Consider the following 23,364-nt stretch of genomic DNA (forward strand, 5'->3'; position numbering starts at 1 on the left):
GCGCACGGCGCCGCCGTCTGCCGCACGCCCTCCTGCGACCTGCCCGCCCGGCAATCGCGTCGCTGGAGAAATGGCCACCGGCACTCGCGTTAAGCGCATTGAAGCACGCGTCCCGCCGGGCGGCAACGGCCTTTCCCCGACCGGCCGGCCGGGCGGGCCGCGCTTCCCCGGGGCCGGGCCCCGGGGAAGCGGTTCAGCGGGCGATCCGGTAGGCCCGGATGACCGTCTGTTCGACGGTGTTGCCCGCGGCGTCGGCCGAACTTGCGCGCAGCGACACGAACCCGTCCGAGGACGGGTGCCGCAGCACGAGCGTGCCGTTCCCGCCGGAGCGCAGCACCTTCGCCGGTTCCCAGGTGGCGCCGTCGTCGTAGGACACCTCGGCGGAGAGGTCACGCGTCGGACCGGCCGAAGACTCCGGCTGCGCCTGTACGGTCACCGGGACGGTGAACACCCTGCCCGCGGGCGCGGTGTTGTGCCGGTCCAGGTCGGGGGAGAACCGGATCACCGACAGCGGAAGCGCCGTCCTCGTGCCGTCCCGGCCGGCGGCCGAGCGGAACGTCCAGGCGACCGAGGTGCGGGCGGACGGCAGGGAACCGTCGCCGCGCTCGGCTTCGGCCACCAGGCGGTAGGCCGCGTCCTCGGGCGGCACCTCCACGTTCGTGAACAGGAACGGCTCGTCGGTCAGCAGTCGCCCGTCACGGTAGAGGGCGAGGCGTTCCCGCGTGAGAGGCCCCCAGTATCCCGCGTGCCCGGCCCCGTCGCCGTAAAGCAACGGCTGAGCTGTGATCCTGTCGCCGGTGCGGGTGACGGCGGGGGCGTCCCTGCCGATGAGGAGGGCCGGCCCGAAGACTCCGCGGTTCCACTTCTCGGCGTAGGCGCGCCTCGCCTCGTACCGGGTCGCGGACGAGCTCTGGCCTCCCACGTCGTCGGAGCCGGACTCGTGGAAGGAGGTCCTCCAGCGGATCCCGCCGTCGGTGTTGACGTACTCGGTGTGGGTGAAGGGCAGGGCGAAATTCGTGAGGAACGTGGTGGTGAAGAACCAGTCGTCAGCGGGCCAGGCGCCGCTTCCCGCCTCGCCGAGCGAGCCGGGCCGCTGCGCGGCGTAGTCCCTGCGGATCGTCGCCAGGTCCTTCTGGGCGACGTTCCTCGTGAAGCCCGTGGGCACCCCGCCGGGGATGAACCACGCCAGCCGGTAGGCGGACGGGCTGCCGTCCGGGCCGCCGTCCGGTCCGCCGTCCGGTCCGGGCACGGCCCATTGGCCCCCGACCTTGGTGAGCAGGTCGTGCTTCCGGGCCGGGCCGAGTTGCGCGACGAACCGCCGGTCGAACGAATCGGCGATGAAGCCCTCGAAGAACTTCTGGCCGTCGAGGAGTTCGCCGCCATACGTCACCTCGCTGAGCAGGGAGATCGCGGACCTGTCGGGGACACCGACGGACACCGGGCGGCCGAGGCGCGTGTCGAGCACCAAGGTCTGCGAGGAGTGCAGTTCCAGGCCCGGATGGACGAGCATGGTGTCCCCTTGGTCGTCGAGGGTCCTGCTGTCGATCAGGTATTCCCCCTTGGGGAGCCGCAGGGTGATCGTGCCGTCACCGTTCTCGACCTCCAGGGGACGCGCCTCCTCCTGGGTGACGTCGGTCCTGAGGATGAACGTGTAGTCGTTCGGCGCGGGCCGGCCTTCGCGGTCGAGGTGCTCCAGCGTCAGGTCGTAGCTCTCCACCTCCTTCTCGACCCCCAGCGGCGTGCCGACGGACACGCCGTCGTCCCCGGTCGCCACCAGGTAGCCGCCGATGAACCCGTCCGCGACGTCCGCGCGGGTGTCGGCGGTGACGGTCGCCTGCGCCTCACCTCCCGCCGGGACGGTCACCGTGTCCGGGCTCACGGAGAACGGTGACGACGACAGCGGCCTGCCGCGCCCGTCGATCGCCCGGATCGTGAGCCGGAGCGTCGTCGAGGTGGGGCCCGTGTTGCGGTATGTCACCTTCCTGGTGATCGGCTGATCGTCGGTGTGCGGCCACATCTGGCGGCCGAAGCCCAGCCCGCCGGGCTGGGCCGTCACGAGCTGGGACGTCGCCCGCGCCACGTCCACCCGGCCCGCGCCCTGGGCGAAGACGCCGGTCTCCGGATGCGGCCGCGCGCTCGCCATCAGCGCCGACTTCAGCGCGTCCGGCTTCCACCCGGGGTGTTGTCCCGCGAGGATCGCGGCCGCGCCGGCGACATGCGGCGTGGCCATCGAGGTGCCGGACATGACCGTGTAGGGGCCCTCGCCGGGGGAGTCCTTGCTCCGCGCCGCGCTGATGTCGACCCCCGGTGCTGTGAGGTCGGGCTTCAGCGCCGAGTCGCCGGCGCGCGGGCCCCGGCTGGAGAAGCCCGCCGGCGCACCGGACCTGTCCACGGCGCCCACGGTGAGCGCCGAGTCGGCACTTCCGGGGGAGTTGACGGTGCGGTCGGCGCCCCGGTTGCCGGCGGCCACCACGAACAGGATGCCGTACCGGTCGGTCAGGGTCTGGACGGCCTGTTCCAGCGGGTCGAGTCCGGGGAAGTCCTGGTGGCCCAGGCTGAGGTTCGCGATCTGGGCGCCCTGCTCGGCGGCCCACTGCATCCCCGCCAGGATCGCCGAGTCGGCGCAGAGGGTGGATACGCAGACCCTGGCGTCCAGCAGCGTGGCGTCGGGTGCGACCCCCCGGTGGGTTCCGCCGGAGGCCGCGCCACTGCCGGCGATGGTCGAGGCGACGTGGGTGCCGTGCCCGACCAGATCCCGCTCGCCGGGCTCCTCGGTGAAGTCGGCCCGTGCCGCCACCTTGCCGGCCAGGTCGGGGTGGGTGGCGTCCACGCCGGTGTCCACGACCGCGACCTTGACTCCCTTCCCGGTGTACCCCTTCGCCCAGGCGACGGGGGCGCCGATCTGCCCGACGCTGACGTCCAGCGACACCTTCGCCTTGCCGTCCAGCCAGACCTTGGCCGACGGCGCGGCCAGCGTCCGGGAGTCCGGACCGCGGACGAGGTCCTTCCAGAGGCGGGCGCCGTCGGCCTTGCTCTCCCGCACGGCGACGCCGTTCACGGCGGGCAGGTCACGGACGACCCGGGCGCCGTGCGCGGCCAGCGGCGACCGCAGCTCGGCCGCGCCGCCGGAGCGGGTCAGGATGAGCGGCAGGTCCGCCCGCCGGTCGTCGTAGCCGAACTCCAGCAGCGTCGTCACGTCGAACAGCCGGGGGTCCAGACGGTCCTGGCGCAGCAGTGCGAACGCGTCGCCGGGGATGACCCGCAGCCGCCCGCCGACCTGCTGGGTGGCGAAGGTGACGCCCTCGCGCCCCTTACCCGCGGTCACCTGGACGCCGCCGTCCGCCAGGACCGTCACCCGGTCCCCGGTGATCAGCGTCACGGTGCGCCGCTGCCCCGCCGTGCCGGGCACCGCGGGGGCCGCCGCGGCGTCTGGCGAGGACCCGGGCGACGCCGTCCGGGCGGCCTCGGCGGCGGCGGGTACGTCGTCCACGCCGTTGACCAGCAGCGCGACGCCGAGCAGGACGGCGGCCGAGCCCCGTCGCACGGCGGTCACGGGGTCTCCCCAGGCTTGTCGACCAGGCCCGAGGCGAGGACGGAGCCGCCGACGACCCGTCCCGAACGAGTCAGGTCCTTCACCCCGAGATAGCGGTAGTCGACCGGATCGAGAATCGTGTAGTGCTTTCCACCGGGGCCCGCGTCGAAGACGACGCCGATGCCCTTGCGGCCCTCTGTCGTCGTCGCGTTCTCGTCGAGCTGGATGCCCGGGATCATGGCCATCGCCCGGTACATCGCCGCGGCCTTGTCCGGCGGGATGAGCGGGCCGTACTCCATGTACCACCGGAGCGCCGCGTACGCCTCGACGTCCTTCTCCGTACCCGCCGGGCAAGGGGGGGACGGATCACCGCAGATGGTGCGGCCGAATCGCATCCCGTCCGCGTCCTCCCGGAAGTGTTCCAGCATCGCGCCCGGGTCGGAGGGAAGGTTCTCGATCTTCCGCTGGGTCTTGGCGGGGTTCATCGGCCCCTTCTCCCCCGGCCCCACCCTGAGCTTGCCGTCCGCTTCGCGCACCGCCTGCCGCTCGCCGTCCATCCGGGTCCACAGCTCGTACACCGGGAGAACCGGGGAGCCGGGCTGCGTCTTCTTCAGGTAGAACCACTGCTCCGGCCGCCATGCGACGACCTTGCTCTTCTCGGCGACCAGGGCCGCCTTCTCCAGCACCGACGCGGCGCTGACCTGCACGGCGGCCACGGGAGGCCGGGTGACCGGTGTCTTCGGCCCGCCGTCGAGCCGGGCGACGGTGACGGTCACGGCGGCGGCCAGGCCGAAAGCCCCGGCCAGCGCCAATCCCCGGCGCAGCCGGACCTTCGGGCGCGCCGGCCCGAGCCGGACGGGCACCGACGACTCACCACGTATCTCGGCGAGCAGGCGGTTCCTCTCCGCGCCCACGTCCTGCTGCGGCGGAATGCCCTCGCGCAGCCGGTTGAGTACGGTCATCTCATCCACGTGGGAACTCCTCGTTCACGGCGGTCGGATCGATGTCGCCGAGCGTCCGGCGCAGTTTCTTGCGAGCCCGGTTGACCCGGGAGCGGACCGTTCCCACGGCGACGCCCAGCGACTGGGCCGCGTCCTCGTAGGAAAGCCGGCCCCAGGTGACCAGCAGCAACGCGTCACGGTGCCCGTCGGGCAGTCCGGCCAGAGCGTCCGCGAGCCTGCCGCGCATCCCGCCGGCGGCCACGCGCTGTTCGACCCGGTCGGTGAACGGCTCCATGACCGGGTCGGCCCCCGTACGGCTCAGCGCGCGGTACAGGTCGATCTCGCTCCGGCGGTGCCGGGCGATGAGGTTGGTCGCGATCCCGTACAACCACGGCCTCGCGTCACCGAAGGTCAGGTCGTACGACGCCCGCTTCCGGAACGCCACGATGAAGGCCTCCGCCACGATGTCCTCGGCGGCCTCCGTGCCAAGGCGCCGGACGGCGTACTGCTTGAGCGCCGGGGCGTGCCGCGAGAACAGCGTGGCGAACGCTTCGGGCTCGCGCCGGGATAGAGCGATCACCGCGGCGTCGGTGGCCACGTCATCGGCCCCGTCGGCGGTCACGTTGGCGGTCACGGGCGCGGCCAACGTGGGCCGGCTCTGTTGTCGCATCTACATGCCTTTCGCGTGTCGGCATTGACACCAGTGGTTCTTGCGAGAGGCAGGCGGAGTTCCCGGTTCGGCGAACTTTTCTGGGTAGAACGGCCATTTCCCTGGAGGGTGCTCCTTCTCAGAGAGGCCGCATCGGCTTCTGATGGATGCCGGAAGGCCGGTGTGATCGTATCGAGAGTCCTCTCACGCCGACGGCCGCGCTCCCGGGTGGTGGAGCGCGGCCGTCGGCGGGCGGGCCTCAGGCGCCCGCGGGTTCCGCCGTGTCGAGGTCCTGGGCGAGCAGGTCGGCGAGGGCGGCCAGCGCCTCCTCCGCGCCCGGCCCCTCGGCCTCCAAGGTCACCTCGGTGCCGTGCGTGGCGCCGAGCGACAGCACGCCGAGCATGCTGTTGGCCGGCACCGCCTTGCCGTCGCCGACCCGGACGCGTACGGGCACCCCCTGCCGCGCCGCCGCCTGTACGAAGATCTTCGCGGGCCGGGCGTGCAGCCCGGAACCCGCCCCGACGGTGACTGTCCTCTCGGGCATCTTGCGCCTTCCTCTCTCGCCGGTGGTCAGGGCTCCACGGTTACCTTGATGGCTTCGCCCCGGCTCACGATGCCGATGCCGTCGAGCACCTGGTCGAGCGGCAGCCGGTGGGTGATCAGGTCCGAGACCGGGACCGCGCCCTCGGCGATGAGGCGGAGCGCCTGCTTGTTGTGCTGCGGGCTGGACCCGTTGGCGCCGACGATGGTCAGCTCCCGGTAGTGCACGAGGTTGGCGTCGGCCGAGATGATCGGCGCGTCCTTGGGCAGGCCGCCGAAGAAGCTGATCCGGCCCTGCCGTGCGGCCATCTGGATCGCCTGCTCCTGCGCCGCGCCGGACGCCGCCGCGGTGATCACCACGTCGGCGCCCCTGCCCTCGGTCAGCTTGAGCACCTCGTCCACCACGTCGGTCTCGTCGCCGCGGATCGACGCGTCCGGGTGGACGAGGCCGGCCGCCATGGCGAGACGCCCGGCGTTGAGGTCCACCAGGAAGACCCGGGCCGCGCCGCGCGAGCGGGCCAGCCGTACGTGCAGGCAGCCGATCGGGCCCGAGCCCATGATGACCACGTCGTCGCCCTCGCCGACCCTGGCGAGTTCCTGGCCGTTCAGCACGCAGGCGAGCGGTTCGGCCACGGACGCCTCGGCGAAGCCGACGCCGTCCGGGATGCGGTTGAGGCCGTCCACGGCCAGCACCTTGGCCGGGACCGTCATGAACTCCGCGAAGCCGCCCTCGAAGTGGTAGCCCATCGACTCCTGGTTCGGGCACACCGTCATCCGGCCGCGCCGGCACTCCTCGCACCGGCCGCACGGGATCGCGGCGATGACCTGGACGCGGTCGCCGGCCTGCCACCCGGTGACCTCGTCGCCGACCTCCACGATCTCGCCGGCGATCTCGTGCCCCATCACCCTGGGCGGCCGGATGTGGTGGTGGCCGAACTTGTAGATCTTGGCGTCGGTGCCGCAGGTGGAGCAGTTGCGCACCCGGATCTTGACCTCGCCGGTCCGCGCCGTGGGTTCCGGCGCGTCCTCCACGCGGATGTCGCCGGGAGCGTGGAAACGGGCGACTTTCATTCTTCTGAGTCCTCTCCGATGGGTTGAAGCAGCCGCAGCACGCCGGCGGTGTCCGCCGACTCGCGCAGGGCACGGGCGCGGTCCGGGGCGAGCAGGATCTGGGCGAGTTCCGACAGCAGCCGCACGTGGCCGTCGCCCTTGGCCGCGATGCCGACGCAGACGGTGACCCGGTTCCCGTCCCAGTCGACGCCGGCGGGGAAGCGCACCACGCAGATCGCGTCGTGGTGCACGGTGTCCTTGCCCAGCACGGTGCCGTGCGGGATGGCCACCTCCTCGCCGACGTAGGTGGACAGCGACCGCTCGCGCTCGATCATCGTCTCGATGTACGGCTCCTCGATCGCGCCGACGTTCAGCAGCGCCCGCCCGCACTGGCGGATCGCGTCGTCCCGGTCGGCCGCGACCGCGTCGAGCAGTACGGCCCGCGGATCGAGCGGGAGCGCGGCCGTGTCAGGCATTGACGGTCCCGCCGCTCTTGATGGTGGCGACGAGCTTGTTCACCGCCGGGTCGCCGATGAAGATCTGGAACGGCACCAGCGGCTTGCCCGGCGCGGTCGCCCTGGCCCGGTCGGCGAGGGCGACGTGGCAGAGCACGACGTCGGCGTCGGCCGGGATGCGGTCCACCGGGGTGTGCTCCACGGTGACCGAGGAGCCCTTGAGCTGCTTGCGGAGCTGGCCGGCCAGCATGACGCTGCTGCCCATGCCGGCGTCGCAGGCCACGACGATCTTGTGGATGTCCTTGCTCTCGATGCTGGCCATGCCGATCACGCCTCCTTCATGACGGGTGCGCCGTCTTTGTCGGTGATGGTGTGGGTCGTCCCCGCCTGCTGGGGTTCGATGCCGTCCCGCGTCTCCGTGGCTGCCGCGGCTCCCGTGGCGCCCGTGGGTCCCGTGGGTCCCGTGGTCTCCGCCGTCTCCGTGCTCTCCGCGGCCGGTGTGCCGCCGGGGGTCTCGTCGTCGCTTCCCCGCCCGAAGCCCAGCAGCACGGCGGCGACGGCGAAGGAGACGACGGTGGCGGCCAGGACGCCGGCGATGACGCCGAAGTAGCCGCCGCGCGGGGTCATCGCCATGTAGGCGAGGATGCTGCCCGGCGACGGGGCGGCGACCAGCCCGGCGCCGGTGACGACGAAGGTGAAGACGCCGGCCGCGCCGCCCGCGACGACCGCCAGGATCAGTCGCGGCTTCATCAGCACGTAGGGGAAGTAGATCTCGTGGATGCCGCCGAAGAAGTGGATGACCATCGAGGCCGGGGTCGTCGAGCGCATCGAGCGCGGGCCGAAGAACAGGTAGGCGAGCAGCAGGCCGAGCCCGGGACCGGGGTTCGACTCCAGCATGAACAGGATCGACTTGCCCTGGTCGGCGACCTCCGCCGAGCCGAGCGGGGTGAGCACGCCGTGGTTGATCGCGTTGTTGAGGAACAGCACCTTGGCGGGCTCGATGAGCACCGAGGCGACCGGCAGCAGGTTGTGGTGCAGCAGCCACTCGACGCCGTTGCCCGCGGCGGTGGTGAACACCTGCACGACCGGCCCGATGCCCAGGGCGCCCAGGACCGCCATCGCGGCGCCGACGATGCCGGCGGAGAAGTTGTCCACCAGCATCTCGAACCCGGCCCTGGTCCGGGACTCGGTGAAGCCGTCCACCAGCTTGATCAGGTAAGCGGCCAGCGGGCCGACGATCATGGCGCCGAGGAACATCGGCACGTCGGACCCGACGACGACGCCCATCGTCGCGACGGCGCCGACGACCGCGCCACGCTGGTCGTGCACCATGCGCCCGCCGGTGTAGCCGATCAGGACCGGGAGCAGGTACTTGAGGATGGGGTCGACCAGTTCCGCGAGGGTCGCGTTGGGCAGCCAGCCCGTGTCGATGAAGAGCGCGGTGATCAGACCCCAGGCGATGAACGCGCCGATGTTGGGCATGATCATGCCCGCGAGACGACCGCCGAGTCGCTGAACTGTGGCCTTTATGCCGGTCCCGTAGACCGTTGGTGTGTAGGCGGTGGCCATCGATTACTCCTTTTCCGGGGCGCCGGCGCCGTGATGCCGGACGCGGGTGGAACGCGTCGCTGTCTAACCCCCGGATGACAGCGGCTGGGTGGGATCGGCTTCTCCGACGCGAACGGCGTCGCGCCGGATGTCGGCGGGAGAGGGCATGCGGCTGCCCGGCAGGCCCACCGCGGCGGTGGCCCAGGCGAGTCCTTCGACGAGTGCCGTCTCGCCCTCGGCTCCCGCCGCCAGGAATCCGGCGAGCATGGCGTCGCCGGCTCCCACGGTGCTGCGCCGCTCCGCGACCGGGCACTCGCCGTGCCACACCCGGTCCTCGGTCACCAGCACGGCGCCGTCCGGCCCGAGGCTGGCCAGCACCGTGCCCGCGCCCATGGCGCGCAGCTTGCGGGCGGCGCCGATGGCGTCGCCCAGCGTCGTGATCGGCACTCCGGTGGCCTCGGCCAGCTCCTCGCGGTTCGGCTTGACCAGCGCGGGGCGCGCTGTGAGGGATTCCAGCAGGGCGGGCCCGCTGGTGTCGATCGCGACGTGGATGCCCGCCCCGGCGAACCTGCGGCACAGCGCCGCGTACACGTCGGCGGGGACCTCGGGCGGCAGGCTGCCCGAGGCGACCACCCAGTCGGCGGAGTGCGCGGCCGAGAGTACGGCGTCGGCCACGGTGTCGAGCTCGGCGGCGGACAGCGCCGTGCCCGGCTCGTTGATCTTGGTGACCGTGCCGTCGGACTCGGCCAGCGTGACGTTGGACCGGGTCGTCCCGGCGACCGGCACGGTGATCATGTCGATGCCCTCGGCGGAGAGCAGTTCGACGAGCCTGCGGCCCTCGTCCCCGCCGTAGGGGATGACCGCGCACGAGCGGACGCTGTTGGCGAGCAGCGCCCGCGAGACGTTGACGCCCTTGCCGCCCGGGTCGAGGTGCGCCGTGCCCGCCCGGATCACCGCGCCGCGGGTCAGCGAGCCGACCTCGATCGTGCGGTCCAGGCTCGGGTTGAGGGTCAGCGTGAGGATCACGCGCGCACCACCTCCGGTCCCGCCGCGGTCAGCTCCGCGGCGAGCGCCGGGTCCAGACCGGTGTCGCTGATCACCACGTCGATCTCCGCCATGGAGGCGAAGCGGGCCAGGTAGGTGTTGGTGAACTTGGTGTGGTCGGCCAGCAGCACGCAGCGCTCGGCGGCCCTGACCATCGCCCGCTTGATCGCGGCCTCGGCCGGATCGGGGGTGGTCAGCCCCTTGGCCACCGAGCAGCCGTTCGCCGCGATGAAGGCGACGTCGGCGTTGAGGTGGGCGAGCGGCTGGAGGGCCCAGTCGTCCACGGTGGCCAGGGTGCGGCCTCTCACCCGGCCGCCCAGCATGATCACGCTCAGGTTGGGCCGGGCGGCCAGCGCCGTGGCCAGCGGCGGCGAGTTGACGATGACGGTGAGCTCCCGGTCGGCGGGCAGTATCTGCACCAGGCGGCCGGTGGTCGTGCCCGCGTCGATGATGACCGACCCGTCCTCCGGCAGCTCCGCCAGCGCCGCCTTGGCGATGCGCTCCTTCTCGGCCGTCATCACCTCGTCCCTGGTGGCGAGCTCGGGCTCGAAGCCCAGCCGCTCCACCGGGATGGCCCCGCCGTGCACCCGGCGCAGCACCCCGGCGCGCTCCAGGGCGGTGAGGTCGCGACGGATCGTCTCGGTGGTGACGGTGAACTCCTCGGCCAGCGTCACCACGTCCACCCGGCCGGCGGTTCGCGCCCGGCGCAGGATCTCCTGCTGTCGCTCCTCGGCGTACATCGTGTTGATTCACCACCGTTTCGGCTTGGTTTCGTCTTTGTTTATACCCGTTTGTGTTGCCGGTCAAGGGTTGACGAAGCCGGGGAAGCCGCTTGGCGGAACTGTTACCGGAGCCGGTCGGCGGGCCGGCGGGGGAGCGGGGGCGGGCATGAAAAAGGGCCCCTGAACGGGGCCCTCTCTCCTGTACGGAGCCGTGTCCGCGGGGTCGCGCGGACGCGCCGCCTCCCCCTGCGCCGAAGGGTGCCTTCAGGCGGCGCGGCGGGCGGTGATGGTGTCGAAGTCGGGGATGCGGGAGGCGATCGAGTCGCCGGTGAAGGCGCCGATCCAGCCGTCGTCGTCGTGGAAGAAGCGGATGGCGGTGAAGTCGGGGCTGGTGCCCATGTCGAACCAGTGCGTGGTGTTGGCGGGGACGCTCAGCAGGTCGCCCGGCTCGCACAGCACGGCGTGCACCTTGCCGCCCACGTGCAGGTAGAAGATGCCGGAGCCGCCGACGAAGAAGCGGACCTCGTCGTCGTCGTGGGTGTGCTCGTTGAGGAACTTCTCCCGCGCGGCCTTCGCCCGCTTGGGCCAGTCGGCGCTGTCGTCAGGGTGCAGCTGGGCCACGTCGACGAAGGTGTAGCCTTCCTCCGCGACGACCCTGGCCACCTCCTCGCGGTAGGCGTCGAGGATGGTCTCCTGGTCGGCCCCCGTCGCGAGGTCACCGATGACCTCCCAGTGGCGCAGCCGTACCTCGATCTCCTTGAGTGCGGCCGCGATCTCCTCGGCGTCACCGGTCTCCAGCAGGGTCTCCGGGGTCTCGCCATCCGTGTAAACGGTCAGGTATGTCATACACCCGATTGTCGGTCAGAGGATGACAAGTCGCCAAATCCCCTTATACCCATGGGAAAAGTGGACATTGCGCCCCAAATGGGCCTATCATCCCGGGTGTGATTCACGCAAGACTCCGCGGAACCGTCTTCTTCCTCACGGCCGCTCTCACGCTGGCAGGCTGCTCACAGGGTACGCCCGCCACCAGCACGGCAGCGGCGCCGACCCCCGCCTCGCCGTCCTCGACCCCCGCCGCCCCGACGGCCGCGGTCCCCGAGCGGTTCGCCAAGGGTGACGTCACCGTGGCGCTCGTGCGGCAGCTCTCCTCCGGCGACTACTTCGAGCAGTGGCTGGCCGGCGCGAAGGCCGAGGCCCAGGCCCTGAACGTGAAGCTGGACGTCTCCAGCGGCGACGGCAACAACGACAAGCAGGCGCTCAACCTGGAGCAGGCCGTCAACCAGAAGGCCGACGCGATCATCGTCGACCACGGCTTCGCGCAGACCATGCAGCCCGCGATCAAGAAGGCCGTGGCGGCGAAGATCCCGGTGGTGGCGTTCGACGTGGATCCCGGCACGCCGGAGGCCGTCGCCCTCGCCCAGGACGACCACAGCATCGCCGAGCAGGCGCTGAGCTCCCTCAAGGCGGACACCGGCGGCACCGGCGACGTCGTCTACGTCTACGCCGCCGGCTACGCGGCGCTGGACCGGCGCAACGAGACGTGGACGCAGTTCAAGAAGGACAACCCGGGCATCAAGCAGGTCGCCCAGATCGGCGTGGTCAACAGCTCCACCGCGTCGGCGGTCGCCGACCAGGCCAAGGCGGCCCTCCAGGCCAACCCGGACGTGAAGGCGATCTTCGCGCCCTACGACGAGTTCGCCAAGGGCGCGGCGCTGGCGGTCAAGGAACTCGGCCTGCAGAGCAAGGTCAAGATCTACGGGGCGGACATCTCGACCGCGGACATCGGCGTGATGACCGAGCCCGACAGCCCGTGGGTGGCCACCTCCACCACCGACCCGTCCAACGTGGGACGCATCGCCGTCCGCGCCGCCGCGCTGCTGGTCGCGGGCGAGAAGGTGGACCCGCAGCTCAGCGTGCCGCCCGCGCTGGTCACCCAGAAGCAGTTGCGCGACGGCGGCATCACCACCATCGACCAGCTCACCCGCGCCGTCCCCGCCCTCCTGACGCCGGACGTCGCACGGGTGCCCTGGGCGACGTCTTGACCGCCGCCGCCGAGCCGGTGGTGTCCGTCTCGGGGGTGTCCAAACGGTACGGCGCCACGCTCGCCCTGGACGACGTCACCCTCGACGCCCGTCCCGGCGAGGTCGTCGGCCTCATCGGCACCAACGGGGCGGGCAAGTCCACCCTGATCAAGGTGCTGTCCGGGGTGACCCGGCCCAGCGCCGGCACGATCCACCTGGCCGGGACGCGGGCCGAGCCCGCCGGGCCGCTGGAGGCCCAGGCGGCGGGCGTGCAGACCGTGCACCAGAACATCGACGACGGCGTGGTCTTCGGCACCACCGTGGCGGAGAACCTGCTGCTGGACTCCTTCGGCAGGCGCCACTCGGGCTGGTTCACCACCCGGGCCAGGATCCGCGCGCGGGCCGCGGAGGTGGCCCGCGCGGTGCGGCTCGACCTGCCGCTCGACGCCCCGGTGGAGACGCTGCCGGCCAGCGCCAGGCAGCAGATCGTCATCGCCCGCGCGCTGTCCCGGCGGGCCCGGCTGCTCATCCTGGACGAGCCGACCTCCACGCTGTCCGCGGTGGAGGCGGACGCGCTCATGGCCAGGGTGCGCGAGGCCGCCGCCGGCGGCGTGGCGGTGCTCTACGTCTCGCACCGGCTCGCCGAGATCGAGGATTTGTGTGACCGCGTCGTGGTGCTCCGCGACGGGCGGGTACGGCGGATCTTCACCGCTCCGCTGGACCGCGCCGCCATCGTCGAGGCCATGCTCGGCGAGGTCGGCCACGTCTCGGCCGCCGGGCGGGAGACCGCGCCCGGCGGCCGGGGCAGGCCGGTGCTGGAGGCCGAGGGCGTACGCACGACGGCGGGCGGGCGGCCGTTCGGGCTCGTCGTCCGCGAAGGGGAGGTGCTCGGCGTGACCGGGCTGGTCGGGTCGGGCAAGACGGAACTGCTCGAACAACTCGGCGGGGCCCGCCCGCTGGTGTCCGGCGAACTGCGGGTGGACGGCCGGCCGTACCGGCCGGGGCACCCGCGGGCGGCCATCGCCGCGGGCGTCGCCTTCGCCGCCGAGGAACGCTCGGCGCAGGCGATCGTGCCGGGCTGGTCGATCCGCGCGCACGTCACGCTGCCCTGGCTGCGCGCGCACAGCCGCGCCGGGCTGCTGTCGCGCGGGTCGGAGACGGACTCGGCGCGGCGCGTGGTGGACCTGTTCGGGGTGCGCGGCGCGGGGCGGGCGGCCTCGCCGGACGCCGCCATCGAGACGCTGTCCGGCGGCAACCAGCAGAAGGTCGTCGTCGGCCGCTGGCTGGAGACCTCGCCCCGGGTGCTGCTCCTCGACGAGCCCTTCCGCGGGGTGGACGTCGGAGCCCGCGCCGACATCGGCCGGGTGGTGCGGGAGCACGCCGCGGGAATGGCGGTCGTCGTGGCCTCCTCCGACCCGCAGGAGATCGTCGAACTCGCCGACCGCGTCCTCGTCCTGCACGAGGGCGCCCCCACCGGCGAGCTGCCCGTCGCCGACGTGACGGCCGAACGCCTGGCCGCCCTCATGTCCGGCGGCACCGACGGCGACCCGCCCCCGCACGACCCGGGGGACGGGACGGACCCGCGGCGCGGCGCCGCGACGGAGCAGGGAGGGGAGCGATGACGACGACGCGGGAGGAGACGGCGGGCCCGCCGGGAACGGCGGCACCCGTACGGCGGGCGGTGGCGGAGACCGCGGCCACGGTCGCCTACCGTTACGGGCTGGTCGTCGTCCTCGTGGTCATGCTGGTGGTGTTCGCCGCGCTGCGACCGGCGTTCGCCACGTACGGCAACGCGCTGATCGTCCTGCAGTCGGTCGCCGTCGTCGGCGTGGTGGCGCTCGGCGTGACCGTGTCGATGACCACCGGCGGCTTCGACCTGTCCGCCGGCGCCTGTGTCGGCACGGTGGTGATGGTGACCGCCCTGACCATGGTGCGGTTCAACCTCACCGGCGCCACGGCGATCCTGTTCGGCCTGCTCACCGGGCTGCTGGTGGCCGGGGTCAACGTGCTGCTCACCGTGGTGGCGCGGGTGCCCGACCTGGTGGCCACGCTGGGCACGATGTTCCTGTTCCAGGGGCTCGCGCTCATCGCCACCTCCGGCCAGTCGGTGTCGGCCGGCATGACCATCGACGGCGCGCCCGCGCCCGGCAGGTACACCGAGGGTTTCACCTGGCTGGGCGGTGGCACGATCGCCTCCGTGCCGGTCCCGGTGGTGGTCTTCGCCGTGCTCGCCGCGGCCGTCTACGTCTTCCTCAACCACACCCGCTGGGGGCGCGCGCTGTACGCGATCGGCGGCAACGCCGAGGCGGCCAGGCTGGCGGGCATCCGGGTGGGCCGCTACCGGGCGCTGGCCTACGCCGTGTCCGGCGTGTGCGCGGCGGTGGCCGGCATCCTGCTGTCGGCGAGGCTCGGCCGCGGCGACGTGGGCGCCGGTGACCCGTACCTGCTCCAGTCGGTGGCCGCGGCCCTGATCGGCTTCGCCGTCCTCGGCGCGAACCGGCCCAACGCGGTGGGTACGGTGGTGGGCGCGCTGTTCATCGGAGTGATGATCAACGGTCTCACGATGCTCAACGCGCCCTACTACGCGCAGACGTTCGTCCAGGGGGCGCTGCTGGTCGGCTCGCTGGTCGTCAGCTACGCCCTGACCCCCGGGCGAAGAGAAAGGAAGATACGGTGACCGTCACCGTCGGCGCCGGGCAGTCCTACGAACTGCTCACGGTCGAGAACGTGCCCGACTACATCGCCGGGCGGCCCGCGCTGAGCCGCCTGCTGGACCCCGCGGACATCACCGGGGTCCGCGAGGTCGGCGACGGCAACATGAACCTCGTCTTCGTGGCCGAGGGGGCCGGCCGGGGGCTCGCCCTCAAGCAGGCGCTGCCGCACGTGCGGGTGGACCCGACGTGGCCGTTCACCCCCGAGCGCAACGCGTTCGAGGCCCGCGCCCTGCGCGCGCACGGGCGCGTCGCCCCCGGCCTGGTGCCGGAGATCCACGACGAGGACACCGCCAGGCACGTGCTGGCGATCGAGGACCTGTCGGACCACCGGGTGTGGCGCGGCCTGCTCAACGAGGGGGTCAGGAACCCGGGCGTGGCCGGCGACCTCGGCAGGTACGTGGCCCGGGTGGCGTTCGGCACGTCGATCTTCGGGCTCGGCGCCAAGGCGCACAAGGCGGCGCTGGCGGAGGCGGTCAACCCGGAGCTGTGCGAGATCACCGAGGACCTCGTCTACACCGAGCCGTACATCACGCACGAGCACAACAGGATCCTGCCCGCCAACCAGGCCGACGTGGCCGGGTACGCGGGCGACCCGGCGGTGCGCTCGGCGATCGGCATGGCCAAGATCACGTTCATGACGCACGCCGAGGCGCTCATCCACGGCGACCTGCACACCGGCTCGGTCCTGGTGCGCGCCGCGGAGGACGGCAGGCCGCGCTCGACCAAGGCGTTCGACCCCGAGTTCGCCTTCTACGGCCCGGTCGGGTTCGACATCGGCGCCCTGTGGGGCAACTACGTGCTCAACGCCGCCCGCGGTCTCGCGCTCGGCGACACCGGGCACGCCGGCTGGGTGCTCGGCCTGGCCGGGGAGACCTGGCGGGCCTTCGCCGAGGAGTTCGCAGCCCTGTGGCCCGGCCGCGCCGACCCCCGGGTGTTCGGCTCCGGCGTCATGGAGGGCTACCTGGGCAAGGTGTACGGCGACGCCGTCGCGGCCGGGGCGGCCAAGGCGGCCCGGCGGGTGATCGGCTTCTCCCGGGTGACCGACATCGAGACGCTGGAGGAGCCGGCCAGGGTCAGGGCGATCCGCGGCGTGCTCGGCGCCGCCCGGTTCCTGCTGGTGGAGGGCGCGCGGACGCGCGAGCCGGAGGCGCTGTTCGGCCGCGTCGGCGAGATCCTCACCGACGCGGCCTGAACGCCCGGTCCTACGCCCTCACCTGGTGGCGAGGGCGTAGGACAGCAGCCACTCCACGCACTCGGTGACGTGCCGGGCCCGCTTCAGGTCCGAGCCCCACGTGTACAGGCCGTGTGAGGCCACGATGACGGCCGGGGTGCGCGGGTCGTAGGCGGCCTCGAACCGGTCGCCCAGTTCGGCCATGTCCTGGCTGTTGCCGATCACCGGGATGACCACCTCGTCGTCGTGCGCGAGGCGGCCGATGCCCTTCAGCGTCTCCACGTCGCGCAGCCGTACGCCGTCCGGCCAGTGGTGGCCCGCCACGACGGCGCTCAGCGCGTGCACGTGCACGACCGCGTCGGCGCCGGTCAGGTCGGCCACCCGGGCGTGCAGCCCCGCCTCGGCGGAGGGGACGAGCGGTGCCACCCCGTCCACCGGGGCGGGCCGCCCGGCCGCGTCGACCACGGCCACGTCGGAGGCGGCCAGCTCGCCCTTGTCCAGGCCGCTGGCGGTGACGGCGAGGCGCAGCGGGTCGCGGGCGACGACCTCCGACAGGTTGCCCGACGTGCCGCGCATCCAGCCGAAACCGGTGAACCGGGCCGACTCCGCGGCCAGCCTCTCGCCGGCCAGCAGGATGCGCCCGGCGGTGAGCGGGTGAGTCACTTGATCTCCTCGAAGGACGCGATGACGGGATGGGCGCCGAAGTCGGCGTCCGCGCTGGGCTCGCCGGGACGCCGGACGCCGGTCGTCCGCCAGCCCGCCGCGGCGGCCGCGTCCAGCTCGGCCGGCACGTCGGACAGGAAGAGCAGCCCGGCGGGCGGGCCGAGCGTCTCGGCGATCCTGAGATAGGAGGCGGGCTCCCGCTTGGGGCCGGCGTTGACCGTGTCGAAGTGGTGCTCGACCAGGACCGACAGGTCGCCGGCCGTACTGTGCCTGAACCAGGGACGCTGGCTCGCCACCGAGCCGGAGGAGAACACCGCGAGGCGCCGCCCCTGCGCGTGCCAGGCCCGCAGCACCGGCGCGACGTCGGGGAAGAAATGCGCGGTGAGCTCCCCGGCGGCGAACCCGGCCGCCCAGATCTGCCCCTGGAGCGTCTTCAGCGGCGTCGCCTTGACGTCGCCGTCCATCCAGCCGTGCAGGATCGCGACGGTCTCCGCGGTGGTCGCCCCGCCCGTCTGGCGCACGGCCTCGCGCACGTCCGGGTCGTCGGGGTGCGCGTCGATCCACGGGCCCAGCCGGGGCCGGGCGTAGGAGTAGAGCCCCACGTGCACGGACTCGGTCGAACTCGTCGTGCCTTCGATGTCCAGCACGACCCACGAAGGGGACGTCATCGGGACAGCACCTCCACGAAATCGGTCACGAAACGCCAGGAGTCGACGGCGGTGATCACCCGGGTGTCCGGCGCCGGTTCGTACCGGAAGGCCGGCGGCAGCCCGTCGAAGGTGCGCATCAGCCGCGCCCTGGCCATGAAGCCGTTGCTCACCACGTTGACCGGGCCGTCGGTCCAGGCGGTGGCGAAGCCCGGGTCGAGCAGGATGCCGGCCGCCAGCGGGTCGTGCAGCGGGATGATCCGGCGGCCCCACTCATTCTGGTAGAAGTCCAGGTAGGCGTCGAGGATCTCGGTCGCGAAGCGCGCCTTCGGGGTGCCGGCCGCGCGCAGGGCCGCGATCGCCTTCTCGTCCAGGATGGTCGTCCCGGTGACGTTCACCCCGACCATCACCAGCTCGTTGCGCGGCGCGGCGAACACAGCGCGGGCCGCCTCCGCGTCGTTGTTGATGTTGGCGTCCACCATGAGGGACGTGCCGGGCGGGCCGTACGGTCCCGAGCCGCCCATCAGCACGACCGAGCGGTACTTCGTGAACAGTCCGGGGTCGATGCGCAGGGCCAGGCCCAGGTTGGTCAGCGGGCCGAGCGCCAGCAGGTCCAGCTCGCCCGGCCGCTCGGCGGCCAGCCGTACCAGCATCTCCGCGCCGCTCTCCCCGGTGACCTCGGGCAGCGGGCGGTCATAGCCCATGTCGCCCAGGCCGTCCTTGCCGTGCACGTAACCGGCGATGCGCGGGCTCCCGGTGAGCGGCGCGGCGGCGCCCCTGGCCACCGGCACGTCCAGGCCGAGCAGCCGGTTGACGTAGCCGATGTTGCGGGTCGCGTCCTCCTCGACGCAGTTGCCGTAGACCGAGGTGATCGCGACGATCTCGGCGTCCGGCCGTCCCGCGAGGTAGAGCAGCGTGTGTGCGTCGTCCACGCCGGTGTCGGTGTCGACGACGACGTGTCGGATCTGGCTCAAAGAAGGCTCTCCTTGACTTGTCCTGGCTGGTAGACGCCGTTCTCGGTGACGATCGCGGTGACGAGGCGCGGCGGCGTCGTGTCGAAGGCGGGGTAGTAGCCGGTGACGCCCGGCGCGGCGGTGCGCGTCCCGAGGACGTGCAGCACCTCGTCGCCGTCGCGGTGTTCGATCACCACGTCGGCCGCGGTCGGCGCGAGCGGGTCGGGGGCCTGCACCAGCGCGTAGTACGGCACGCCGAAGGCGGAGGCGGCCAGCGCCACGCCGAGCGTGCCCACCTTGTTGATCACATGCCCGTCCAGGGTCACCCGGTCGGCCGCGGTCAGCGTCACGTCGGCGATCCCGTCGGCCAGCGCCGCCGCGACCATCCCGTCGGTGATCAGGGTGGGCGTGTACCCCATCTCCACCAGGGTGGCCGCGGTGAGCCGGGCGCCCTGCAGGTAGGGGCGGGTCTCGGTGCACACGAAGGACAGGCGCCTGCCCGCCTCCTGCGCCGCCCGCACGGTCGCTATCAGGTAGGCGTCCGCCCAGCAGTGCGTGAGCACCCGCGCGCCGTCCGGAAGCAGCGACGCCGCGTGCCCGCCGAGGGCCGCGCTGCGCGCCCAGTACGCCGCGTCGTGCCCGGCCGCCGCCTCCGCCACCGCCTCCGCCAGTTCCTCGCCCGCGGCCTCGGCCAGCGGACCGTCCGCGGTGGCGGCGAGGATCGCGTGCACGGCGTCGCGGATGTGGTTGTTCGTCGGCCGGGTGGCGATCAGCCGCTCGCCGGCCGCGCGCAGCCGAGCGGCTGCCCGGCCGGGCGGCTCGTGCCTGCCCTCCCTGGCGGCGAGCGTCATGCCGGCCGTGGTGGCGAAGAGCGGCCCGGAGCTCTGCGTGACCATCTGCTCGATGGCCGTCGCGACCTCCTCACTGGTGGCGCAGCGCACCCAGCGCACCTCGAAGGGGTAGACGCGGCGGTCGAGGATCTCCACCGCGTCGCCGGCCATCCGTACCGAGTCGGCCAGGGCCGGGGTGTTCATCGTGCCTCCACTGTCTGCCGCCGCCTGCCCGCCGCGCCGGCGACGACCAGGGCGAGCAGCGTGATCACATAGGGTGCCGCGTCCGCCGCCTGCTGCGGCAGCCCGGCACCCTGCAGGCGGAAGCCGAACGCCTCCGCCGCGCCGAAGAGCAGGCAGGCCAGCAGCACCCGGTAGGGTCGCGAGCCGCCCAGCATGACCGCCACGACGGCCACCCAACCGCGCCCGGCGCTCATGCCCTCGCTGAAGAGGGTCACGTTGCCCAGGGCGAGCTGCGCCCCGGCGAGCCCGCAGAGCGCGCCGGCGGCGAGCACCACCCCGTGCCGGTAGACGCCGACCCGCAGGCCGAGGGACTCGGCGGCGTCCGCGTGCTGCCCGATGCCGCGCAGCCGCAGCCCGGCCCGGGTCCGCTTCAGCCACAGCGCCACCGCGACCACCAGTGCGAGCGTCACCGGCACCAGCGGCGACTGGGAGCCGAGCACCGGCACGTCCAGGCCGAGGTCGGCGAGGGTGGGCAGGCCGCGCAGGTCGGGGGAGGTGTAGGTGCCGCCGACGCCGAAGACCTGCCGCATCAGGAACGCGGTCAGCCCGAGCGCCAGCAGGTTCATGCCCACCGCGACCACCACCGGGTCGGCCCGGAAGGTCACCGCCGACACCGACAGGATGGCCGAGTAGAGCACGGTGGCGAGCACGCCGCCCAGCACGCCCAGCCACGCGCTGCCGGTGAGGTAGCTGAACACCACCGCCGTGAACGCCCCCCACAGCAACTGGCCCTCCAGCGCCATGTTGAACACGCCGGACACCGAGCTGAGCAGCCCGCCCAGCGCGGCGAGCACGACGGGCGCGGTGGCGGTCAGCACCGCGGCGAAGAACGTCGCCTCGAAGATGTTCACGCGCCCGCCTCCGTTCTGGCGTTCCGTCTCCGCCGGACGTGCCGCACCGTCGCGAACACGGCGACGATCACGATGATGAGCCCCTGCACGATCTGGGTGAGCTGGCTCGGCACGCCCGCGTCGCGTTCCATGCCCGGCCCGCCCGCCGACAGGATCGTCAGCAGCGCGACGGTGAAGGGCACCGCCACCGGCCGCCCGGTGGCCAGCAGCACCGCCGCGATGGCGGTGAAGGTGTAGCCGGGCGCGGTCAGCGCGCCGTCCACGAACCGGTACGGCGGGCCGAGCACGATCAGCGCGCCCACCAGGCCGGCGAACGCGCCGCCCCCGGCGAGCGTCACCGCGGCCAGCCGGTTCACCGCGACCCCGCCGTACCGGGCGAACTCCCGGTTGGAACCGGTGGCCCGGATCTCGTAGCCGAGCACGCCGCGGGCGTCGGCGAGCAGCCAGGCGGCGGTGAGCAGCGCGATCAGCGGCAGCCCGAGCGTGACGTACTCGCTGCCCGCGAGGGCCGGCAGGTGCGCCGCGTCGGGCAGCGTGGGCGTCTGCGCGTTGCCGGTGCCCTGCTCGGCGAGCGGGAAGCGCACCAGGTAGGACGCGAGGGCCACGGCCGGGGTGCTGACCAGCAGCGTCGTCACGATGGCCGGGACGCCGAGCCGGGTGCGCAGCGGCGCGGAGATCCCCGCGACCAGCGCGCCGGTGAGCGCGGCGGCCACCAGCGGCAGCAGCACGCCGAGCCCGGCGGGCAGCGTCACGTTCAGGGCGAGCGCCGCCGCGACGACGCCGCCGAGCGCCATCTGGCCGTCCCCGCCCAGGTTGAACTCCCCGGCCCGCAACGGGATCGCGAACGCCAGCGCCATGCCCAGCGTCGGGACGAACGCCGCGATCGTGTACTCCAGGTTGCCGTCGTACAGCGCGCCCCTGACCAGCGCGGGGTAGGCCAGCGCCGGGTCCACGCCGACGGCCAGCATGACCAGCGTGGTCAGCACGAGCGCCCCGGCGACCGCGAGCACGGCGGGCGCGAGCACGATCCGCCCCGCGAGCGCCACCACCGCGCCGGCCCCCCGCCGCCCCGGCACGGGGCCGTCCACGCCGCGCCCGTCCACCTCGCGCCCGTCCGTGTGGTGCTCGTTCGCGTCGCGCCCGTCCGCGTGCTGCCCGTTCGCGTGCTGCCCGTTCGCGTCGTGCCCGTCCACCGTCGGCCCGCCGCTCACGAGGCCGCCCCGGAGGTGCCGCCGGTCGTGGTTCCGGACGCGCCGCCGGTCGTGGCTCCCGTCATGGCGGCGCCGAGGCGTTCGTCGCCGGCCTCCTCGCCGGTGATCTCGGCGACCACCCGGCCCTCGAACATCACCAGCACCCGGTCGGCGAGCGCGCGCAGCTCGGTCAGCTCGCTGGACTGGAGCAGCACCGCCTGCCCCTGGTCGCGGGCGTCGGCGATGAGCGCGTGGATCTGCTCCTGCGCGCCCACGTCCACGCCCTGGGTGGGCTCCTCGACCACGATCACCGGCGTCCCCCTGGACAGCTCGCGGGCCAGCACGGCCTTCTGGGCGTTGCCGCCGGACAGGCTGGAGATCGGATCGGAGACGGAGGCGGCGCGGATGGAGAAGCGCTCGGTGAGCGTCCTGGCCCGCTCGCGGACGGCCGAGGCGGACAGGCCGAGCCGCCCGCGCAGGGCGGGGGTCCGCTGGTCGCCCATGATGAGGTTCTCGGCCAGCGACATGCCGGGCGAGGTCGCCCTGCCGCGCCGGTCCTCCGGCACGTACGCCACGGCGGGATGCCGGCCGCGCCGTACCGGGGCGCCGGACAGCAGCACCTCGCCGGAGTCGCCGCGTCCAGGGCCGCGCAGGCCGGTGACCGTGTCGAGCAGCTCGCGCTGGCCGCTGCCGGCCACGCCCGCGATGCCGACGATCTCGCCCGGCCGCACGCCGAAGGACACCCCGTCCAGCCGCGGCACCCCGTCGCGGTCCCGCACCCGCAGGTCGCGCACCTCCAGCGCGTACGGCCCGTCCGCCGGCGGCCGGGTGGCCCGGCGGGGCGTGGCGGGGCCGAGGGATCGGCCGATCATGGCCATGACCAGCTCGTCCGCCGTGGTGGTCGCGGTGTCGAAGCGGCCGGTGACCCGGCCGCGGCGCAGCACGGTGACCCGGTCGCCGGCCGCGAGCACCTCGGTCAGCTTGTGCGTGACCAGCACGACCGAGGCGCCGGTGGCGGTGACCGTGCGCAGCACGTCGAACAGCCGGGTCGCCTCGCCCGGCGTGAGCACGGCGGTCGGCTCGTCCAGGATGAGCACCTCGGCCCGCCGGTAGAGCGCCTTGAGGATCTCCACCCGCTGCCGGATCCCGACCGGCAGGCCGTCGATCCGCGCGTCCGGGTCGGCGCGCAGGCCGTAGAGGTCGCCGAGCCGCTCGACCTCGCGGCGCGCCGCGGCCAGGTCGAGCACGCCGCCCCTGGTGGGCTCGGCGCCGATCACCACGTTCTCGGCGACGGTCAGCTCGGGGAAGAGGCGGAAGTGCTGGTGGACCATGCCGAGCCCGTGCGAGATGGCGTCGGCGGGGGAGCGCAGCCGGATCCTGGCGCCGTTGCGCGCGACGTGCCCGGCGTCGGGGCGGTGCAGGCCGTACAGGATGGACATCAGGGTGGACTTGCCCGCCCCGTTCTCGCCCACGACGGCGTGGATCTCGCCCTTGGCGATCGCCAGGTCGATCCCGTCGTTCGCCACGACGGGACCGAACCTCTTGGAGACGCCCACCAGCTCGGCGGCCGGGGGCTCGGCGGGGGAGACCGCCACGG

General features: G+C 73.2%; 22 protein-coding genes. 4 read left to right on the forward strand and 18 right to left on the reverse strand.

The features are described from left to right. Positions 1 to 193: 193 nt before the first annotated feature. The 11 genes from QSK26_RS29965 to QSK26_RS30015 all read right to left on the reverse strand — a co-directional run bounded on the left by QSK26_RS29965 (position 194) and on the right by QSK26_RS30015 (position 11,327). Positions 194 to 3,553: a S8 family peptidase gene (locus QSK26_RS29965; RefSeq protein WP_285778641.1), complete on the reverse strand. Its 3,360-nt coding sequence runs from the start codon at positions 3,551 to 3,553 to the stop codon at positions 194 to 196. Continuing rightward, positions 3,550 to 4,494, reverse strand: a complete 945-nt coding sequence (locus QSK26_RS29970) for a CU044_5270 family protein (RefSeq protein ID WP_285778730.1) — start codon at positions 4,492 to 4,494, stop codon at positions 3,550 to 3,552. The genes QSK26_RS29965 and QSK26_RS29970 overlap by 4 nt, the downstream gene beginning before the upstream one ends. Before the next feature lies 1 nt (position 4,495). Further along, positions 4,496 to 5,143, reverse strand: a complete 648-nt coding sequence (locus QSK26_RS29975) for an RNA polymerase sigma factor (protein ID WP_285778642.1) — start codon at positions 5,141 to 5,143, stop codon at positions 4,496 to 4,498. Between the two features lie 238 nt (positions 5,144 to 5,381). After that, positions 5,382 to 5,666, reverse strand: a complete 285-nt coding sequence (locus tag QSK26_RS29980; protein ID WP_285778643.1) for an HPr family phosphocarrier protein — start codon at positions 5,664 to 5,666, stop codon at positions 5,382 to 5,384. Positions 5,667 to 5,692: 26 nt separating this feature from the next. Continuing rightward, positions 5,693 to 6,733 carry a zinc-dependent dehydrogenase gene (locus tag QSK26_RS29985; RefSeq protein WP_285778644.1) on the reverse strand — a complete coding sequence of 347 codons (1,041 nt, stop codon included), beginning with the start codon at positions 6,731 to 6,733 and terminating at the stop codon, positions 5,693 to 5,695. After that, positions 6,730 to 7,188 carry a PTS mannitol transporter subunit IIA gene (locus tag QSK26_RS29990; RefSeq protein ID WP_285778645.1) on the reverse strand — a complete coding sequence of 153 codons (459 nt, stop codon included), beginning with the start codon at positions 7,186 to 7,188 and terminating at the stop codon, positions 6,730 to 6,732. Before QSK26_RS29990 ends, QSK26_RS29985 begins: the two co-directional genes overlap by 4 nt. Then, complete coding sequence (locus tag QSK26_RS29995) at positions 7,181 to 7,489, reverse strand: PTS sugar transporter subunit IIBC family protein (protein ID WP_285778646.1); 309 nt, start codon at positions 7,487 to 7,489, stop codon at positions 7,181 to 7,183. Before QSK26_RS29995 ends, QSK26_RS29990 begins: the two co-directional genes overlap by 8 nt. A gap of 5 nt (positions 7,490 to 7,494) precedes the next feature. Next, positions 7,495 to 8,736: a mannitol-specific PTS transporter subunit IIC gene (gene mtlA / locus QSK26_RS30000; protein WP_285778647.1), complete on the reverse strand. Its 1,242-nt coding sequence runs from the start codon at positions 8,734 to 8,736 to the stop codon at positions 7,495 to 7,497. A gap of 63 nt (positions 8,737 to 8,799) precedes the next feature. Continuing rightward, the gene (gene pfkB, locus QSK26_RS30005) at positions 8,800 to 9,741 is read right to left on the reverse strand and encodes a 1-phosphofructokinase (RefSeq protein ID WP_285778648.1); all 942 of its coding nucleotides are present in this window, start codon (positions 9,739 to 9,741) and stop codon (positions 8,800 to 8,802) included. Next, on the reverse strand, positions 9,738 to 10,499 hold the full coding sequence (locus QSK26_RS30010) for a DeoR/GlpR family DNA-binding transcription regulator (RefSeq protein ID WP_285778649.1): 762 nt from the start codon (positions 10,497 to 10,499) through the stop codon (positions 9,738 to 9,740). Before QSK26_RS30010 ends, pfkB begins: the two co-directional genes overlap by 4 nt. A gap of 246 nt (positions 10,500 to 10,745) precedes the next feature. Beyond that, complete coding sequence (locus QSK26_RS30015; protein WP_285778650.1) at positions 10,746 to 11,327, reverse strand: 1,2-dihydroxy-3-keto-5-methylthiopentene dioxygenase; 582 nt, start codon at positions 11,325 to 11,327, stop codon at positions 10,746 to 10,748. 98 nt (positions 11,328 to 11,425) lie between these two features. Here QSK26_RS30015 and QSK26_RS30020 point away from each other — a divergent pair, with 98 nt between their 5' ends. Genes QSK26_RS30020 through mtnK form a run of 4 tightly spaced genes read left to right on the forward strand, consistent with a single transcriptional unit; the run spans position 11,426 to position 16,411 of the window. Next, positions 11,426 to 12,526 (forward strand): substrate-binding domain-containing protein, encoded by a 1,101-nt coding sequence (locus QSK26_RS30020; protein WP_285778651.1) that lies wholly within the window; start codon positions 11,426 to 11,428, stop codon positions 12,524 to 12,526. Continuing rightward, positions 12,523 to 14,127 carry a sugar ABC transporter ATP-binding protein gene (locus tag QSK26_RS30025; RefSeq protein WP_285778652.1) on the forward strand — a complete coding sequence of 535 codons (1,605 nt, stop codon included), beginning with the start codon at positions 12,523 to 12,525 and terminating at the stop codon, positions 14,125 to 14,127. The genes QSK26_RS30020 and QSK26_RS30025 overlap by 4 nt, the downstream gene beginning before the upstream one ends. After that, complete coding sequence (locus QSK26_RS30030) at positions 14,124 to 15,182, forward strand: ABC transporter permease (protein ID WP_285778653.1); 1,059 nt, start codon at positions 14,124 to 14,126, stop codon at positions 15,180 to 15,182. Before QSK26_RS30025 ends, QSK26_RS30030 begins: the two co-directional genes overlap by 4 nt. Further along, positions 15,179 to 16,411 carry an S-methyl-5-thioribose kinase gene (gene mtnK, locus QSK26_RS30035; protein ID WP_285778654.1) on the forward strand — a complete coding sequence of 411 codons (1,233 nt, stop codon included), beginning with the start codon at positions 15,179 to 15,181 and terminating at the stop codon, positions 16,409 to 16,411. Before QSK26_RS30030 ends, mtnK begins: the two co-directional genes overlap by 4 nt. Positions 16,412 to 16,429: 18 nt before the next feature. Here the strand turns inward: mtnK and mtnB are convergent, their stop codons facing one another. The 7 genes from mtnB to QSK26_RS30070 are packed head-to-tail and all read right to left on the reverse strand — an operon-like array spanning position 16,430 to position 23,362. After that, a complete protein-coding gene (gene mtnB / locus QSK26_RS30040; protein WP_285778655.1) occupies positions 16,430 to 17,053 on the reverse strand; it encodes a methylthioribulose 1-phosphate dehydratase in 624 nt (207 codons plus the stop codon). Then, entirely contained in the window at positions 17,050 to 17,721 is a 672-nt protein-coding gene (gene mtnC, locus QSK26_RS30045) for an acireductone synthase (RefSeq protein WP_285778656.1), read from the reverse strand. The genes mtnB and mtnC overlap by 4 nt, the downstream gene beginning before the upstream one ends. After that, entirely contained in the window at positions 17,718 to 18,674 is a 957-nt protein-coding gene (locus tag QSK26_RS30050; RefSeq protein WP_285778657.1) for a nucleoside hydrolase, read from the reverse strand. The genes mtnC and QSK26_RS30050 overlap by 4 nt, the downstream gene beginning before the upstream one ends. Then, positions 18,671 to 19,687: a s-methyl-5-thioribose-1-phosphate isomerase gene (locus tag QSK26_RS30055; RefSeq protein ID WP_285778658.1), complete on the reverse strand. Its 1,017-nt coding sequence runs from the start codon at positions 19,685 to 19,687 to the stop codon at positions 18,671 to 18,673. Before QSK26_RS30055 ends, QSK26_RS30050 begins: the two co-directional genes overlap by 4 nt. Further along, a complete protein-coding gene (locus QSK26_RS30060) occupies positions 19,684 to 20,577 on the reverse strand; it encodes an ABC transporter permease (protein WP_285778659.1) in 894 nt (297 codons plus the stop codon). The genes QSK26_RS30055 and QSK26_RS30060 overlap by 4 nt, the downstream gene beginning before the upstream one ends. Beyond that, positions 20,574 to 21,788 carry an ABC transporter permease gene (locus tag QSK26_RS30065; protein WP_285778660.1) on the reverse strand — a complete coding sequence of 405 codons (1,215 nt, stop codon included), beginning with the start codon at positions 21,786 to 21,788 and terminating at the stop codon, positions 20,574 to 20,576. The genes QSK26_RS30060 and QSK26_RS30065 overlap by 4 nt, the downstream gene beginning before the upstream one ends. Further along, complete coding sequence (locus tag QSK26_RS30070; RefSeq protein ID WP_285778661.1) at positions 21,785 to 23,362, reverse strand: ABC transporter ATP-binding protein; 1,578 nt, start codon at positions 23,360 to 23,362, stop codon at positions 21,785 to 21,787. The genes QSK26_RS30065 and QSK26_RS30070 overlap by 4 nt, the downstream gene beginning before the upstream one ends. Positions 23,363 to 23,364: the final 2 nt, after the last annotated feature.

Origin of the sequence: Microtetraspora sp. NBRC 13810 (assembly GCF_030268685.1) — a bacterium.
Classification (GTDB): domain Bacteria; phylum Actinomycetota; class Actinomycetes; order Streptosporangiales; family Streptosporangiaceae; genus BSRQ01.

Excerpts from the sequence above, each read along its gene's own strand:
- QSK26_RS29970 (WP_285778730.1), bottom strand. The coding sequence starts at position 4,494 with ATGACCGTACTCAACCGGCTGCGCGAGGGCATTCCGCCGCAGCAGGAC.
- QSK26_RS29975 (WP_285778642.1), bottom strand. The coding sequence starts at position 5,143 with ATGCGACAACAGAGCCGGCCCACGTTGGCCGCGCCCGTGACCGCCAAC.
- QSK26_RS29980 (WP_285778643.1), bottom strand. The coding sequence starts at position 5,666 with ATGCCCGAGAGGACAGTCACCGTCGGGGCGGGTTCCGGGCTGCACGCC.
- QSK26_RS29985 (WP_285778644.1), bottom strand. The coding sequence starts at position 6,733 with ATGAAAGTCGCCCGTTTCCACGCTCCCGGCGACATCCGCGTGGAGGAC.
- QSK26_RS29990 (WP_285778645.1), bottom strand. The coding sequence starts at position 7,188 with ATGCCTGACACGGCCGCGCTCCCGCTCGATCCGCGGGCCGTACTGCTC.
- QSK26_RS29995 (WP_285778646.1), bottom strand. The coding sequence starts at position 7,489 with ATGGCCAGCATCGAGAGCAAGGACATCCACAAGATCGTCGTGGCCTGC.
- mtlA (WP_285778647.1), bottom strand. The coding sequence starts at position 8,736 with ATGGCCACCGCCTACACACCAACGGTCTACGGGACCGGCATAAAGGCC.
- QSK26_RS30010 (WP_285778649.1), bottom strand. The coding sequence starts at position 10,499 with ATGTACGCCGAGGAGCGACAGCAGGAGATCCTGCGCCGGGCGCGAACC.
- QSK26_RS30015 (WP_285778650.1), bottom strand. The coding sequence starts at position 11,327 with ATGACATACCTGACCGTTTACACGGATGGCGAGACCCCGGAGACCCTG.
- QSK26_RS30030 (WP_285778653.1), top strand. The coding sequence starts at position 14,124 with ATGACGACGACGCGGGAGGAGACGGCGGGCCCGCCGGGAACGGCGGCA.
- mtnC (WP_285778656.1), bottom strand. The coding sequence starts at position 17,721 with ATGACGTCCCCTTCGTGGGTCGTGCTGGACATCGAAGGCACGACGAGT.
- QSK26_RS30055 (WP_285778658.1), bottom strand. The coding sequence starts at position 19,687 with ATGAACACCCCGGCCCTGGCCGACTCGGTACGGATGGCCGGCGACGCG.